Origin of the sequence: Pseudomonas sp. Irchel s3a18, from assembly GCF_900187535.1 — a bacterium.
Taxonomy (GTDB): Bacteria; Pseudomonadota; Gammaproteobacteria; order Pseudomonadales; family Pseudomonadaceae; genus Aquipseudomonas.
In genome coordinates, this window is sequence record NZ_FYDV01000011.1 from 103136 (window position 1) to 118518 (window position 15383).

Here is a 15383-nt window from a genome sequence, read left to right on the forward strand (position 1 = left end):
CCCTTGCCTTAATAAGCTGCGCTGGTGTTCATCAAGTGGTCAGTGTACGCAGCAGGTTCTTGTAGTCCTCGCGGATGTCCGCGTCGGATTCCTTAAGTTCATTGATCTTGCGGCAGGCGTGCAAAACCGTGGTGTGGTCGCGTCCGCCAAACACATCGCCGATTTCCGGCAGGCTGTGGTTGGTCAGCTCCTTGGACAGGGCCATGGCCACTTGCCGTGGACGTGCGACCGAACGCGAACGGCGTTTGGACAGCAAATCGGAGATCTTGATCTTGTAGTACTCGGCGACAGTGCGCTGAATGTTATCCACAGAGACCAGTTTATCCTGAAGCGCCAACAGGTCCTTCAAGGATTCGCGAATCAGCTCGATGGTGATATCGCGCCCCATGAAGTGCGAGTGGGCGATGACGCGCTTGAGTGCGCCTTCGAGTTCACGGACGTTGGAGCGAATGCGCTGGGCGATGAAAAACGCGGCGTCGTGCGGCAGGTCCACTTTGGCCTGGTCGGCTTTCTTCATCAGAATGGCGACGCGGGTTTCCAGTTCCGGAGGCTCTACGGCAACCGTCAGGCCCCAGCCGAAGCGCGACTTCAAGCGCTCTTCAAGACCCTCGATTTCTTTCGGGTAACGGTCACTGGTGAGAATGACCTGTTGGCCACCTTCAAGCAGTGCGTTGAACGTGTGGAAGAATTCTTCCTGGGAACGTTCCTTGCGGGCGAAGAACTGAATGTCATCGATGAGCAACGCGTCGACCGAACGGTAGAAGCGCTTGAACTCGTTGATCGCATTCAACTGCAACGCCTTGACCATGTCGGCCACGAAGCGCTCGGAATGCAGGTACACGACCTTGGCATTCGGGTTCTTCTTTAATAGGTGGTTACCCACTGCGTGCATCAAGTGGGTTTTACCCAAGCCAACGCCGCCATACAGGAACAGCGGGTTGTAACCGTGCTTGGGATTGTCCGCAACCTGCCAGGCCGCAGCGCGCGCCAGTTGGTTGGACTTACCCTCGACGAAGTTCTCGAAGGTGAATGTGCGGTTCAGGTAACTGGTGTGCTTGAGCGCACCTTCTACCTGCACGGTACGTTGTTCCGCACGTACCGGGGCCTGTTGCGAGCTGGCGCCAGCCATCGGGTCAAAGCTGTCACGGGACGGCTCTTCACTTTCCTCGACGACTTTTTGCGTTGCACGCTTGCTCGGCGCGGCAGGCGCGGGCGCGCTGACCGGTGTCGGTGCAGCGGCCGCCTGGGCGTGCGACGCTGCCGCAGCCAACGGTGCATTCGGTGCAGCCCGAGGGGCTGAACTGCGTTTGCTGCCTATTAATAAGGAAAGCGCGGGCGCCATGCCGTTGCCATGCTCATCCAGCAGTTCAAGCACGCGGCTCAGGTACTTTTCGTTAACCCAGTCGAGAACAAAGCGATTAGGTGCGTAGACACGCAACTCGTCGCCTTCGGCTTCGACCTGTAGTGGACGGATCCAAGTGTTGAATTGTTGGGCAGGCAGCTCATCGCGCAAAAGCTCCACGCACTGCTGCCAAAGTTCCACTGACACGGATATCCCCTAAGTTGAAAGCCGGTGAGGCAAAAACAAGCGCCCATTGTAACGGCCGGACGCAGACTTATCCACACGTAGCGTGCCCACAGGTGCAGATGAATCAACGTTTTATACGTAAAAAAGATGACCAACGGTCTGTGCATAAGCCCTGTGGATAAACCACCCTGAGCTCGTTGTACAAGTGAGGGGGAAACTCGGTGGATAACCGGCCTGTGGATAACCATCGATTCCACACACAGCTTATCCGACAGTGCAGCACAGGCTTAACACGGTTTTCCCTTGTAGTTGTCATTCTCTGTACAGCGCGGGATAGAAGGGCTCAAGCCAGTTATCCACAGATGGATGCCGCCCTAGCTTTTATAAGCTTTACAGAAAAGCTTTAAATCATTTCCTTCTTTATTTTTATATTTGACTGTCTGCCTTTCAAGGACGAACCGCCTGGATGACCATTTAAAGGAAACGCTGGTTGGAAATTGACCTAGAGGCTTGCTTTCTCTAGAATCCCCGGTCTCTTAAAACGGGGGCCATTCCGGCCCGTTGTGGACGAACCAGGTAACACGACATGAAACGTACTTTCCAACCAAGCACTATCAAACGCGCTCGTACCCACGGTTTCCGTGCTCGCATGGCTACCAAGAACGGCCGTGCCGTCCTGTCGCGTCGTCGCGCCAAAGGTCGTGCGCGTCTGGCAGTTTGATAATCCGGTACTGGAGGTGAGTCAGGACTTCAGTCGGGAAAAGCGTTTGCTGACCCCCCGGCATTTCAAGGCAGTCTTTGACTCCCCTACCGGCAAGGTTCCGGGGAAAAATCTCCTGCTCCTTGCACGCACCAACGATCTCGATCACCCCCGTCTAGGGCTGGTTATCGGGAAAAAGAGTGTGAAACTCTCCGTTGAGCGCAATCGCCTCAAACGTCTGATGCGCGAATCGTTTCGCCTCCACCAGGATTCTCTGGTTGGTTGGGATATCGTGATCGTCGCGCGCAAAGGTTTGGGCGACGTAGAAAACCCCGAATTGATTCAGCATTTCGGCAAACTCTGGAAGCGTCTGGCACGTAGCTCGCCGGTACCAGCAGTTAAAACCGAAACTGTAGGGGTAGACAGCACCGATGCGTAAACTGGCACTCGTTCCGATCCAGTTTTATCGCTATGCCATTAGTCCCCTGATGGCCAGCCACTGTCGTTTCTACCCCAGTTGTTCCTGCTACGCGTATGAAGCCATTGAAAATCATGGCCTTCTGCGCGGTGGCTGGCTGACCTTTCGTCGTTTAGGTCGCTGTCATCCGTGGAATCCCGGTGGTTATGACCCGGTTCCACCTATCCCTACCTCCCGTTCTTCTTCGATGGCCGAGTAATCATGGATATTAAACGCACGATCCTGATCGTCGCCCTGGCAATCGTGTCCTACGTCATGGTCCTGAAATGGAACCAGGACTATGGCCAGGCTGCCCTGCCGACTCAGAATGTTGCTGCCAATCAGGCTGCCCCGGCAATTGCGGACACCCCACTTGGTACCAATGCTTCCGCCAGTGCCGATGTACCCAGCGCGAATGCCGATACCAGCACCCCTACCGAAACTCCGGTAGTGACCAACAAAGACCTCATCCGCGTTAAAACGGATGTGCTCGAACTGGCTATCGATCCTCAAGGTGGTGATATCGCCCAGCTGATGCTGCCAAAATATCCACGTCGTCAGGACCACCCGGAAATTCCGTTCCAGCTGTTTGATAACGGTAGCGAACGTACTTATCTGGCCCAAAGCGGCCTGACCGGTACCAACGGTCCGGATGCGCGTCCTACCGGTCGTCCGGTTTACTCGACCGAGCAGAAGACTTATCAACTGGATAAAGATCAGAACCAACTGAATGTTGATCTGAAATTCAGCGATGCTGGCGTCAATTACATCAAGCGTTTCACCTTTACTCGCGGTCTGTACGATCTGAAAGTCACCTATCTGATCGACAACACCAGCGACAAGGCCTGGACTGGCAACCTGTTTGCCCAGCTCAAGCGTGATGCCAGTGCCGATCCTTCTTCGACTACCGCCACCGGTACCGCTACTTACCTGGGCGCTGCCCTGTGGACAAGTGCCGAGCCGTACAAAAAAGTGTCGATGAAAGATATCGACAAGGCGTCGTTGAAAGAAAGCGTTAACGGTGGCTGGGTTGCCTGGCTGCAACACTACTTCGTGACGGCCTGGATTCCAGCCAAGAACGACAGCAACGTGGTGCAGACCCGTAAAGACAGCCAAGGCAACTACATCATCGGTTTCACTGGCCCGGCGTTGACCGTTGCGCCAGGTGCCAAGGCTGAAACCAGCGCCACGTTGTACGCAGGTCCGAAAAGCCAGGCGATACTGAAAGAGTTGTCCCCAGGTCTGGAACTGACTGTCGACTACGGCATCCTGTGGTTCATTGCCCAACCGATCTTCTGGCTGCTGCAACATATCCATGAAATCGTCGGGAACTGGGGCTGGTCGATCATCTTCCTGACCATGCTGATCAAAGGGATCTTCTTCCCGCTGTCGGCTGCCAGCTACAAATCCATGGCGCGTATGCGTGCAGTGGCACCGAAACTGGCCGCGCTGAAAGAGCAACATGGCGATGACCGGCAGAAAATGTCGCAAGCCATGATGGAGCTGTACAAGAAAGAGAAGATCAATCCGCTGGGTGGCTGCTTGCCAATCCTCGTGCAGATGCCGGTTTTCCTTTCGCTGTACTGGGTACTCCTGGAAAGCGTTGAAATGCGCCAAGCGCCGTTCATGCTGTGGATTACCGACCTGTCGATCAAGGATCCGTTCTTCATTCTGCCGATCATCATGGGCGCAACCATGTTCATCCAGCAGCAGCTGAACCCGACTCCTCCGGATCCGATGCAGGCCAAAGTGATGAAAATGATGCCAATCATCTTCACCTTCTTCTTCCTGTGGTTCCCGGCGGGCCTGGTGCTGTACTGGGTTGTGAACAACGTCCTGTCGATCGCTCAACAGTGGTACATCACGCGTAAAATCGAAGCGGCGGCGAAAAAAGCCGAGGCATAACTTACGCTGTATGTAACCATTCAAAACGCCCCCTAGTGGGGCGTTTTGCTATCTGCCATTTTTATCGGGATATCGGTTTATGAGCGCTCCTCGTGAAACCATCGCCGCAGTCGCCACCGCCCAGGGCCGTGGAGGCGTCGGTATCGTGCGTATTTCCGGGCCGTTGGCCAGCAGCGCGGCGAAAGCCATCAGTGGCCGCGAACTCAAACCGCGCTACGCCCATTACGGTCCTTTTTTCAGCGCCGAAGAAGACGTGCTGGATGAAGGTATTGCCTTGTATTTCCCCGGTCCGAACTCATTTACCGGCGAAGATGTACTGGAACTACAGGGCCACGGTGGACCTGTAGTCCTGGATATGTTGCTGCAGCGCTGCCTGCAACTGGGCTGCCGATTGGCCCGGCCGGGTGAATTCAGCGAACGCGCGTTCCTCAACGATAAGCTCGACCTGGCGCAGGCCGAGGCCATCGCCGACCTTATCGAGGCCAGTTCTGCACAAGCCGCGCGCAACGCACTGCGCTCGCTGCAAGGCGCGTTTTCCCAGCGTGTGCATAACCTGACCGAGCAACTGATTGCGCTGCGCATCTACGTCGAAGCCGCCATCGACTTCCCGGAAGAGGAAATCGACTTTCTGGCCGATGGCCACGTGTTGACCATGCTCGATGCCGTGCGTGAAGCGTTATCCACTGTGCTGCGTGAAGCCGGCCAGGGCGCGTTGCTGCGTGATGGCATGACCGTGGTGATCGCCGGTCGTCCGAATGCCGGCAAGTCCAGCCTGCTCAATGCACTGGCTGGCCGGGAAGCGGCCATCGTCACCGAGATCGCCGGCACCACCCGGGACATCCTGCGTGAACATATCCACATCGACGGTATGCCGCTGCATGTGGTCGACACCGCGGGCTTGCGCGATACCGATGACCAGGTCGAGAAGATCGGTGTGGAACGGGCATTGAAGGCCATCAGCGAGGCTGACCGGGTGCTGTTGGTGGTCGACGCCACCGCCCCTGAAGCCCTTGATCCGTTTGCCTTGTGGCCTGAATTCCTGGAGCAGCGCCCGGATCCGGCCAAAGTAACCCTGATCCGTAACAAGGCGGACCTCACTGGCGAGGCCATTGAGTTGCAGGTCTGTGACGATGGCCACGTCACCATCAGCTTGAGCGCCAAGTCGGCAGGCGAAGGTCTGGAGCTACTGCGCGAGCATCTCAAGGCCTGCATGGGCTATGAGCAGACCTCGGAAAGCAGCTTCAGCGCCCGCCGACGCCACCTGGAGGCTCTGCGTCATGCCAGTGCGTCCCTTGAACACGGTCGTTCGCAGCTGACCCTGGCCGGAGCTGGCGAGTTGTTGGCTGAAGATTTACGTCAGGCGCAGCAGTCACTGGGTGAAATTACCGGTGAATTCAGCTCTGACGACCTGTTGGGCAGGATCTTTTCCAGCTTCTGCATCGGCAAATAGCGTCACTTCCCGGCTTCAACTGGGGGCCTGGCCTGCTCGCTACATGGTGTTTCCGATACGCCATGTAGGCTGATTTGCTGGCAAGCCAGTTCCTCTTCCTCTGCATCCCCCTCATTTTTCTGCATTGCCGGGCGGCATCTACCGCGTCGGTGGTTTTTCCGTGGGCGTGATTTGTGCCTTTCAGCGCTTTTCTGTGGATTAAGCCCTGTGAATAACCGCGGCTGAGCTCGGTTGATAACAGGGCTCCAAAACTGAGGAAAACCACCTCTGTGGATAACCACCCCATTCATCCACAGGCTTACAGCGGTTATCCAAGGGCCTCATGGGCACATGACCACAGACTTTTGAATCTCTGTACACATTTAAAATAAAGGCCTGTAGTAATCTATCCACAGAAAGGTAGCTGTATAGAAATAAACATAAAAACAAAGATTTAATAAATTTCTTTCTTTTTAATTTCTATTGTTCGTGACTTACCCACAGCTGGTTAAATTTTGTGCAAAGGGTTCTTTAGGAAGGGCGAAGTCCCTATACTTGTCGACCAGGTCCAGAAACCTGAGCTCAAACTATTCCTGATTACCTAACTGAAGCAGGCACGAGGTGCGTGGTGGATTTCCCTTCCCGTTTTGAAGTGATCGTCATCGGCGGCGGTCATGCCGGTACCGAGGCAGCACTGGCCTCAGCACGCATGGGTGCAAAAACCCTGTTGCTGACGCATAACGTGGAAACCCTCGGAGCAATGAGCTGCAACCCCGCGATCGGCGGGATTGGCAAAAGCCACCTGGTCAAGGAAATCGACGCCCTGGGCGGCGCGATGGCCATGGCCACCGATAAAGGTGGTATCCAGTTTCGCGTGCTCAACAGCCGTAAAGGTCCAGCCGTGCGCGCAACACGCGCCCAGGCCGATCGCGTGCTGTACAAGGCCGCTGTCCGCGAGATTCTCGAAAACCAGCCGAACCTGTGGATATTTCAACAGGCCGCCGACGATCTGATCGTCGAGCAGGAACAAGTACGCGGTGTCGTCACCCAGATGGGCCTGCGTTTCTTTGCCGACTCCGTGGTGTTGACCACCGGTACGTTCCTTGGCGGACTTATCCACATCGGCATGCAGAACTATTCCGGCGGTCGTGCCGGCGATCCGCCGTCGATCGCCCTGGCTCACCGTTTGCGTGAGTTGCCTTTGCGTGTGGGTCGCCTGAAAACCGGTACGCCTCCACGTATCGACGGTCGTTCTGTGGATTTCTCGGTGATGACCGAGCAACCGGGTGACACGCCGATCCCGGTCATGTCGTTCATGGGCTCGAAAGAGCAGCATCCGCAGCAGGTCAGTTGCTGGATCACGCATACCAACGCCCGTACCCACGAAATCATCGCCTCGAACCTCGATCGTTCGCCGATGTATTCCGGGGTGATTGAAGGTATTGGCCCGCGTTACTGCCCTTCGATCGAAGACAAGATCCACCGCTTTGCCGACAAGGAAAGCCATCAGGTCTTCATCGAACCGGAAGGCCTGACCACTCACGAGCTGTACCCGAACGGGATATCCACATCCTTGCCGTTCGACGTGCAATTGCAGATCGTGCAGTCGATCCGCGGCATGGAAAACGCGCATATCGTTCGCCCGGGCTACGCCATCGAGTACGACTACTTCGACCCGCGTGACCTGAAGTACAGCCTGGAAACCAAAGTCATTGCCGGCCTGTTCTTTGCCGGGCAAATCAACGGCACTACCGGTTATGAAGAGGCCGGCGCCCAGGGTTTGCTGGCCGGGGCCAACGCCGCCTTGCGCGCGCAGGGCAAAGACAGTTGGTGCCCGCGCCGCGACGAGGCGTACATCGGTGTGCTGGTCGACGACCTGATTACCCTGGGGACCCAGGAACCGTATCGGATGTTCACATCGCGTGCCGAATACCGGTTGATCCTGCGCGAAGACAATGCCGACCTGCGCCTGACCGAGAAAGGTCGCGAATTGGGTCTGGTGGACGACGTGCGTTGGGCGGCGTTCTGCAAAAAACGCGAAAGCATTGCCCTGGAAGAACAGCGCCTGAAAAGTACCTGGGTCCGCCCGGGTACCGAGCAGGGGGATGCGATCGCCGAAAAATTCGGCACGCCACTGACCCACGAATACAACTTGTTGAACCTGCTGAGCCGTCCGGAAATCGACTACGCTGGCCTGGTCGAAGTGACCGGGCACGGTGCGCAGGATCCACAGGTCGCCGAGCAGGTCGAAATCAAGACCAAATACGCCGGTTATATCGATCGCCAGCAAGATGAAATTGCACGCCTGCGGGCCAGTGAAGACACCAAGTTGCCTGTGGATATCGATTACACGAACATCTCCGGTCTCTCGAAAGAGATCCAGAGCAAGCTCGGTGCAACTCGTCCCGAGACGTTGGGCCAGGCTTCGCGGATCCCGGGCGTGACCCCGGCAGCGATTTCGCTGTTGATGATTCATCTGAAAAAACGCGGCGCGGGCCGTCAGTTGGAGCAAAGCGCTTGAGTTCGTTGGTCACCTCGCAACACGCCGAAGAGTTATCAACAGGTGCACGCCAGCTCGGCGTAAACCTGACCGAAGCCCAGCATGCACAGCTGCTGGGTTATCTGGCCCTGTTGATAAAATGGAACAAGGCTTACAACCTCACTGCCGTACGTGATCCCGACGAAATGGTTTCGCGGCATCTGCTCGACAGTCTGAGTGTGATGTCCTTCATCGAGAATGGTCGCTGGCTGGATGTCGGCAGCGGCGGTGGCATGCCCGGTATTCCGCTGGCGATCCTGTTTCCCGAATCGCAAGTGACCTGCCTGGACTCCAACGGCAAGAAAACCCGCTTCCTGACCCAGGTCAAACTCGAGCTCAAACTGGATAACCTGCAAGTTATCCACAGTCGCGTCGAAGCGTTCCAGCCTGAAAAGCCATTCAACGGGATCATCTCCCGGGCGTTCAGCAGCATGGAGAACTTCAGCAACTGGACTCGCCACCTGGGCGATCACGACACACGTTGGCTGGCAATGAAGGGCGTTCATCCCGCGGATGAGCTGGTAGCATTGCCGGCAGACTTCCACCTCGATAGCGAACACGCCTTGGCTGTACCCGGTTGCCAAGGCCAACGTCATCTGCTGATACTGCGCCGCACGGCATGATTGGGAACACAAGCAAGAATGGCTAAGGTATTCGCGATTGCGAACCAAAAAGGTGGTGTGGGCAAGACCACCACCTGTATCAACCTCGCAGCATCCCTGGTCGCCACCAAGCGTCGGGTGTTGTTGATCGATCTTGATCCACAGGGCAACGCCACCATGGGTAGCGGTGTGGATAAACACGGCCTGGAAAACTCGGTCTACGACCTGTTGATCGGTGAATGCGACCTGGCCCAGGCCATGCATTTCTCCGAACACGGTGGTTACCAGTTGCTGCCAGCCAACCGCGACCTGACGGCGGCTGAAGTCGTTCTGCTGGAAATGCAGATGAAGGAAAGCCGTCTGCGCAGCGCTTTGGCGCCGATCCGCGAGAATTACGATTACATTTTGATCGACTGCCCTCCGTCGCTGTCGATGCTCACGCTGAACGCACTGGTGGCCGCCGATGGGGTGATTATCCCCATGCAGTGCGAGTACTTTGCGCTCGAAGGCTTGAGTGACCTTGTGGATAACATCAAGCGTATCGCCGAACTGCTGAACCCGAACCTGAAAGTCGAAGGCCTGTTGCGGACCATGTTCGACCCGCGCCTGAGCCTGATGAACGATGTGTCGGCGCAGCTCAAGGAGCACTTCGGTGAGCAGTTGTACGACACGGTCATTCCACGCAACATTCGCCTGGCCGAAGCGCCAAGCTATGGCATGCCGGCGCTGGCGTACGACAAATCATCGCGAGGCGCCATAGCCTACCTGGCCCTGGCCGGCGAGATGGTTCGCCGTCAACGCAAAAACTCACGCACCGCCGCTGCTCAGGCAACTTAAGGAATCCCCATGGCCGTCAAGAAACGAGGTCTCGGACGTGGACTGGATGCACTGCTGAGTGGTCCGACCGTCAGCTTGTTGGAAGAACAAGCGGTGCAAGCCGACCAGCGTGAGTTGCAACATTTGCCCCTGGACCTGATCCAGCGGGGCAAATACCAGCCACGCCGGGACATGGACCCACAGGCGCTGGAAGAACTGGCTTCGTCGATCAAGGTACAGGGCGTGATGCAGCCGATCGTGGTGCGTCCCATCGGTGAAGGCCGCTTTGAAATCATCGCGGGTGAACGCCGCTGGCGCGCCAGCCAGCAAGCGGGCCAGGAAACCATCCCGGCGATGGTGCGCGATGTGCCGGATGAAACCGCGATTGCCATGGCGCTGATCGAGAACATCCAGCGTGAAGACCTCAATCCGGTCGAGGAAGCGGTTGCCCTGCAGCGTTTGCAGCAGGAATTCCAGCTGACTCAGCAGCAGGTTGCCGAAGCGGTTGGCAAATCCCGCGTGACGGTGGCCAACCTGTTGCGCCTGATTGCCCTGCCGGAGGTGATCAAGACCATGCTCTCGCATGGCGACCTGGAAATGGGTCATGCGCGTGCCTTGCTCGGGTTGCCGGAAAATCAACAGGTTGAGGGGGCGCGACACGTTGTCGCACGGGGTCTCACCGTACGCCAGACTGAAGCACTGGTTCGCCAGTGGTTGAATGGCAAACCGCAGGCGACAGAACCTGCTAAACCCGACCCGGATATCGCTCGCCTCGAGCAGCGCCTGGCTGAGCGCCTAGGCTCTGCGGTGCAGATTCGCCACGGAAAGAAGGGCAAAGGGCAGTTGGTGATTGGTTACAACTCCCTGGATGAGCTGCAAGGTGTCCTTGCACATATCCGCTGAAACATTTCCTCATGTAGCGTGCAGACGGAAATCACTACCTGACAGTTGAATAGGGGCTGAACCGCCCCTATACTCTGCGCGCATTTTGTCGGCACAAATTATGCCAAGTTATTGAATTCTGGCAGCCGACCTTTGAGGAGCAAATGTGATGGAAACACGCACGCCAAACCGCTTGCCGTTCCATCGCCTGGCAGTTTTTCCGGTGTTAGTGGCTCAATTTGTCGTTTTGCTGGTGGCTGCTTTGGCGCTCTGGCACTGGCATGGAGTCGTTGCCGGGTACTCAGGACTCTGCGGGGGCCTGATAGCCTTGCTTCCCAATGTATATTTCGCTCACAGGGCATTTCGGTTTTCCGGCGCCCGAGCAGCTCAAGCCATCGTCCGGTCTTTTTATGCCGGCGAGGCGGGCAAACTGATTTTGACGGCAGTGCTCTTTGCACTGACGTTTGCAGGTGTGAAGCCACTGGCGCCGTTAGCAGTCTTCGGCGTCTTTGTGTTGACCCAACTGGTCAGCTGGTTCGCTCCCCTGCTGATGAGAACAAGACTTTCGAGACCTTAGGGCGTTTGAGGCAACCATGGCAGAAACAACCGCTTCGGGCTATATCCAGCACCACTTGCAGAACCTGACCTTCGGTCAGCTCCCTAACGGCGGCTGGGGCTTTGCCCACACCGCAGCAGAAGCCAAAGAAATGGGCTTCTGGGCTTTCCACGTCGATACCCTCGGCTGGTCGGTCGCGTTGGGCCTGATTTTCGTTCTTCTTTTCCGCATGGCGGCGAAGAAAGCGACATCCGGTCAACCAGGTGCTTTGCAGAACTTCGTTGAAGTATTGGTCGAATTCGTCGATGGCAGCGTGAAAGACAGCTTCCATGGCCGTAGCCCGGTGATTGCACCGTTGGCACTGACCATCTTCGTCTGGGTCTTCCTGATGAACGCCGTCGACCTGATTCCGGTTGACTGGATTCCTCAAGTGGCCATGTGGATCTCCGGCGACCCGCACATTCCGTTCCGCGCCGTATCGACCACTGACCCGAACGCTACCCTGGGCATGGCCCTGTCGGTGTTCGCGTTGATCATTTTCTACAGCATCAAGGTCAAGGGCATCGGCGGCTTCCTCGGCGAACTGACCCTGCACCCGTTCGGCAGCAAGAACATCTTTGTTCAAGCCCTGCTGATTCCGGTGAACTTCCTGCTGGAGTTCGTGACGCTGATTGCCAAGCCAATCTCGCTGGCACTGCGTCTGTTCGGCAACATGTATGCCGGCGAGCTGGTGTTCATTCTGATCGCTGTGATGTTCGGCAGTGGTCTGCTCTGGCTTAGCGGCCTGGGCGTAGTTCTGCAGTGGGCGTGGGCTGTGTTCCACATCCTGATCATCACCCTGCAGGCGTTTATCTTCATGATGCTGACCATCGTCTACCTGTCGATGGCGCACGAAGAGAACCATTAAGGCCGGCTTAGGCTAGTCTGATGTCCCTCTCGTCTCGGCGGGAGGGGGCCCATAACGGGCTCGATGAAACGATTTGTTTTACCGCTTTAATCTAAAAAACCTAAACCATACGACGTAAAAGTCGGGAGGAAAGATGGAAACTGTAGTTGGTCTAACCGCTATCGCTGTTGCACTGTTGATCGGCCTGGGCGCACTGGGTACTGCAATTGGTTTCGGCCTGTTGGGCGGCAAGTTTCTGGAAGGCGCAGCGCGTCAGCCAGAAATGGTTCCAATGCTGCAAGTTAAAATGTTCATCGTTGCCGGTCTGCTCGACGCCGTAACCATGATCGGTGTTGGTATCGCTCTGTTCTTCACTTTCGCGAACCCATTCGTTGGTCAACTCGCTGGCTAATCACTCGAACCTTCGAGTGATTGGTGTGATGTGCAACGAACGAGCGAGGTGTTGGCGTGAACATTAATGCAACCCTGATTGGCCAGTCCGTTGCGTTCTTAATTTTTGTACTTTTTTGCATGAAGTTCGTGTGGCCTCCGGTCATCGCGGCTTTGCACGAACGTCAGAAGAAGATCGCGGATGGACTGGACGCTGCCGCCCGAGCAGCTCGCGACCTGGAGTTGGCCCAAGATAAAGCGGGTCAACAACTGCGCGAAGCAAAAACTCAGGCAGCCGAAATCATTGAGCAAGCCAAGAAGCGCGGTAATCAGATCGTTGAAGAGGCTGTTGAAAAAGCCCGTATCGACGCTGAACGTGTAAAGGTTCAGGCTCAGGCCGAGATCGAGCAGGAAATCAACAGTGTCAAAGACGCGCTGCGTACCCAACTGGGTGCACTGGCCGTTGGCGGCGCCGAGAAGATCCTGGGTGCCACAATCGATCAAAACGCGCACGCGGAGCTGGTTAACAAACTGGCTGCTGAAATTTAAGCGAGGGCGATCATGGCAGAATTGACCACGTTGGCCCGACCTTACGCTAAGGCAGCCTTCGAGCACGCCCAGGCCCACCAGCAACTGGCCTCTTGGTCAGCCATGCTCGGCCTGGCTGCAGCAGTGTCGCAAGACGACACGATGCAGCGCGTGCTCAAGGCCCCGCGACTGACGAGCGCAGACAAGGCCACCACGTTTATTGACGTGTGTGGCGACAAGTTCGATGTCAAAGCACAGAATTTCATCCACGTCGTTGCTGAAAACGACCGTCTCCCGCTTTTGCCGGAGATCGCCGCTCTGTTCGACCTGTACAAGGCCGAGCAAGAGAAATCGGTAGATGTGGATGTCACCAGTGCTTTTGCATTGAACCAAGAACAGCAAGACAAACTCGCCAAGGTTCTCAGTGCACGGCTCAACCGGGAAGTGCGCCTGCAAGTTGCGGAGGATGCCACCCTTATTGGTGGTGTCATCATCCGCGCCGGCGACCTGGTAATCGATGGCTCGATTCGCGGCAAACTCGCGAATCTTGCCGAAGCATTGAAATCTTGAGTTTGAAGGGGCAGCAGAGCAATGCAGCAACTCAATCCTTCCGAAATAAGTGAAATTATCAAGGGCCGCATCGAAAAGCTCGATGTGACCTCTCAAGCCCGTAACGAAGGCACTGTCGTCAGCGTATCTGACGGTATCGTGCGGATTCACGGTCTGGCCGACGTCATGTACGGCGAGATGATCGAGTTTCCGGGCGGCGTCTTCGGTATGGCCCTCAACCTGGAGCAAGACTCTGTAGGTGCCGTTGTATTGGGCGCATACCAGACTCTGGCTGAAGGCATGAGCGCCAAGTGCACCGGCCGCATCCTCGAAGTTCCGGTTGGTAAGGAACTGCTGGGTCGCGTAGTCGACGCACTGGGTAACCCAGTTGACGGCAAAGGTCCGCTGAACAACACCGAGACCGATGCGGTCGAGAAAGTTGCTCCAGGCGTGATCTGGCGTAAGTCGGTAGACCAGCCTGTACAGACTGGCTACAAGGCTGTCGATGCCATGATCCCTGTCGGCCGTGGCCAGCGTGAGCTGATCATCGGTGACCGTCAGATCGGTAAAACCGCTCTGGCGATCGACGCGATCATCAACCAGAAAAACAGCGGCATCTTCTGCGTATACGTGGCAATCGGTCAGAAACAATCGACCATCGCCAACGTGGTTCGCAAGCTGGAAGAAAACGGCGCACTGGCTAACACCATCGTCGTAGCTGCCAGTGCTTCGGAATCGGCCGCACTGCAATTCCTGGCACCGTATGCCGGTTGCACCATGGGCGAATACTTCCGTGACCGCGGTGAAGACGCGCTGATCGTTTATGACGATCTGTCCAAGCAAGCAGTGGCTTACCGCCAGATTTCCCTGCTGCTGCGCCGTCCACCAGGCCGTGAAGCTTACCCAGGCGACGTGTTCTATCTCCACTCCCGTCTGCTGGAGCGCGCATCCCGCGTTTCGGAAGAGTACGTAGAGAAGTTCACCAACGGCGCAGTGACCGGCAAAACCGGTTCCCTGACCGCACTGCCGATCATCGAAACCCAGGCTGGCGACGTTTCCGCGTTCGTTCCGACCAACGTGATTTCCATCACCGACGGTCAGATCTTCCTGGAATCGGCCATGTTCAACTCCGGGATCCGTCCTGCTGTGAACGCCGGTGTTTCGGTATCCCGTGTGGGTGGTGCCGCTCAGACCAAGATCATCAAGAAGCTGTCCGGTGGTATCCGTACCGCTCTGGCTCAGTACCGTGAACTGGCGGCATTCGCCCAGTTCGCTTCTGACCTGGACGAAGCGACCCGTAAGCAACTTGAGCATGGTCAGCGCGTTACCGAGCTGATGAAGCAGAAGCAATACGCACCAATGTCGATCGCTGACATGGCGCTGTCGCTGTATGCCGCTGAGCGTGGGTTCCTGACTGACGTTGAAATCGCCAAGATCGGCAGCTTCGAACAAGCGCTGATCGGTTTCTTCAACCGCGATCACGCCGAATTGATGGCGAAGATCAACGTGAAGGGTGACTTCAATGACGAAATCGACGCTGGCATGAAAGCCGGTATCGAGAAGTTCAAGGCCACCCAAACCTGGTAAGCCGCAGCGGGAGCCGCAAGGCTCCCGCT

16 protein-coding genes are annotated in these 15383 nt (G+C 56.6%); 15 read left to right on the forward strand and 1 reads right to left on the reverse strand.

Going from position 1 to position 15383, the window contains the following annotated elements:
* Nucleotides 1-31: 31 nt before the first annotated feature.
* On the reverse strand, nucleotides 32-1549 hold the full coding sequence (dnaA, locus tag CKW29_RS16475) for a chromosomal replication initiator protein DnaA (protein WP_095146175.1): 1518 nt from the start codon (nucleotides 1547-1549) through the stop codon (nucleotides 32-34).
* A 565-nt stretch (nucleotides 1550-2114) separates the two neighbouring features.
* Here dnaA and rpmH point away from each other — a divergent pair.
* The 15 genes from rpmH (at nucleotide 2115) to atpA (ending at nucleotide 15354) form a co-directional block, all read left to right on the forward strand.
* Nucleotides 2115-2249 (forward strand): 50S ribosomal protein L34, encoded by a 135-nt coding sequence (gene rpmH, locus CKW29_RS16480; protein WP_003213577.1) that lies wholly within the window; start codon nucleotides 2115-2117, stop codon nucleotides 2247-2249.
* Nucleotides 2250-2265: 16 nt separating this feature from the next.
* Nucleotides 2266-2667: a ribonuclease P protein component gene (gene rnpA, locus CKW29_RS16485; RefSeq protein WP_218192034.1), complete on the forward strand. Its 402-nt coding sequence runs from the start codon at nucleotides 2266-2268 to the stop codon at nucleotides 2665-2667.
* Nucleotides 2660-2905: a membrane protein insertion efficiency factor YidD gene (gene yidD, locus CKW29_RS16490; protein WP_010465488.1), complete on the forward strand. Its 246-nt coding sequence runs from the start codon at nucleotides 2660-2662 to the stop codon at nucleotides 2903-2905. The genes rnpA and yidD overlap by 8 nt, the downstream gene beginning before the upstream one ends.
* 2 nt (nucleotides 2906-2907) lie before the next feature.
* A complete protein-coding gene (yidC, locus tag CKW29_RS16495; protein ID WP_095146177.1) occupies nucleotides 2908-4590 on the forward strand; it encodes a membrane protein insertase YidC in 1683 nt (560 codons plus the stop codon).
* Nucleotides 4591-4669: 79 nt separating this feature from the next.
* Nucleotides 4670-6040 carry a tRNA uridine-5-carboxymethylaminomethyl(34) synthesis GTPase MnmE gene (gene mnmE, locus CKW29_RS16500; protein WP_095146179.1) on the forward strand — a complete coding sequence of 457 codons (1371 nt, stop codon included), beginning with the start codon at nucleotides 4670-4672 and terminating at the stop codon, nucleotides 6038-6040.
* Nucleotides 6041-6647: 607 nt separating this feature from the next.
* Nucleotides 6648-8540 carry a tRNA uridine-5-carboxymethylaminomethyl(34) synthesis enzyme MnmG gene (gene mnmG / locus CKW29_RS16505; RefSeq protein ID WP_095146181.1) on the forward strand — a complete coding sequence of 631 codons (1893 nt, stop codon included), beginning with the start codon at nucleotides 6648-6650 and terminating at the stop codon, nucleotides 8538-8540.
* Complete coding sequence (rsmG, locus tag CKW29_RS16510) at nucleotides 8537-9181, forward strand: 16S rRNA (guanine(527)-N(7))-methyltransferase RsmG (protein WP_095146183.1); 645 nt, start codon at nucleotides 8537-8539, stop codon at nucleotides 9179-9181. Before mnmG ends, rsmG begins: the two co-directional genes overlap by 4 nt.
* A gap of 18 nt (nucleotides 9182-9199) precedes the next feature.
* Nucleotides 9200-9997, forward strand: coding sequence for a ParA family protein (locus CKW29_RS16515; RefSeq protein WP_095146185.1), 798 nt, complete (start codon nucleotides 9200-9202; stop codon nucleotides 9995-9997).
* A 9-nt stretch (nucleotides 9998-10006) separates the two neighbouring features.
* On the forward strand, nucleotides 10007-10879 hold the full coding sequence (locus tag CKW29_RS16520) for a ParB/RepB/Spo0J family partition protein (protein WP_095146187.1): 873 nt from the start codon (nucleotides 10007-10009) through the stop codon (nucleotides 10877-10879).
* A 148-nt stretch (nucleotides 10880-11027) separates the two neighbouring features.
* Entirely contained in the window at nucleotides 11028-11435 is a 408-nt protein-coding gene (locus CKW29_RS16525) for a F0F1 ATP synthase subunit I (RefSeq protein ID WP_095146189.1), read from the forward strand.
* Nucleotides 11436-11451: 16 nt separating this feature from the next.
* On the forward strand, nucleotides 11452-12321 hold the full coding sequence (atpB, locus tag CKW29_RS16530) for a F0F1 ATP synthase subunit A (RefSeq protein WP_095081071.1): 870 nt from the start codon (nucleotides 11452-11454) through the stop codon (nucleotides 12319-12321).
* A 133-nt stretch (nucleotides 12322-12454) separates the two neighbouring features.
* Nucleotides 12455-12712 (forward strand): F0F1 ATP synthase subunit C, encoded by a 258-nt coding sequence (gene atpE / locus CKW29_RS16535; protein ID WP_002555987.1) that lies wholly within the window; start codon nucleotides 12455-12457, stop codon nucleotides 12710-12712.
* A gap of 56 nt (nucleotides 12713-12768) precedes the next feature.
* On the forward strand, nucleotides 12769-13239 hold the full coding sequence (locus CKW29_RS16540) for a F0F1 ATP synthase subunit B (RefSeq protein WP_095146191.1): 471 nt from the start codon (nucleotides 12769-12771) through the stop codon (nucleotides 13237-13239).
* 12 nt (nucleotides 13240-13251) lie between these two features.
* Entirely contained in the window at nucleotides 13252-13788 is a 537-nt protein-coding gene (locus CKW29_RS16545) for a F0F1 ATP synthase subunit delta (RefSeq protein WP_095146193.1), read from the forward strand.
* 21 nt (nucleotides 13789-13809) lie between these two features.
* A complete protein-coding gene (gene atpA, locus CKW29_RS16550) occupies nucleotides 13810-15354 on the forward strand; it encodes a F0F1 ATP synthase subunit alpha (protein ID WP_095146194.1) in 1545 nt (514 codons plus the stop codon).
* Nucleotides 15355-15383 lie beyond the last annotated feature (29 nt).

Coding starts and splice junctions, on each gene's coding strand:
- atpE (WP_002555987.1), top strand. CDS start 12,455: ATGGAAACTGTAGTTGGTCTAACCGCTATCGCTGTTGCACTGTTGATC.
- yidD (WP_010465488.1), top strand. CDS start 2,660: ATGCGTAAACTGGCACTCGTTCCGATCCAGTTTTATCGCTATGCCATT.
- CKW29_RS16515 (WP_095146185.1), top strand. CDS start 9,200: ATGGCTAAGGTATTCGCGATTGCGAACCAAAAAGGTGGTGTGGGCAAG.
- rpmH (WP_003213577.1), top strand. CDS start 2,115: ATGAAACGTACTTTCCAACCAAGCACTATCAAACGCGCTCGTACCCAC.
- atpB (WP_095081071.1), top strand. CDS start 11,452: ATGGCAGAAACAACCGCTTCGGGCTATATCCAGCACCACTTGCAGAAC.
- atpA (WP_095146194.1), top strand. CDS start 13,810: ATGCAGCAACTCAATCCTTCCGAAATAAGTGAAATTATCAAGGGCCGC.
- CKW29_RS16520 (WP_095146187.1), top strand. CDS start 10,007: ATGGCCGTCAAGAAACGAGGTCTCGGACGTGGACTGGATGCACTGCTG.
- CKW29_RS16545 (WP_095146193.1), top strand. CDS start 13,252: ATGGCAGAATTGACCACGTTGGCCCGACCTTACGCTAAGGCAGCCTTC.
- mnmE (WP_095146179.1), top strand. CDS start 4,670: ATGAGCGCTCCTCGTGAAACCATCGCCGCAGTCGCCACCGCCCAGGGC.
- CKW29_RS16525 (WP_095146189.1), top strand. CDS start 11,028: ATGGAAACACGCACGCCAAACCGCTTGCCGTTCCATCGCCTGGCAGTT.
- yidC (WP_095146177.1), top strand. CDS start 2,908: ATGGATATTAAACGCACGATCCTGATCGTCGCCCTGGCAATCGTGTCC.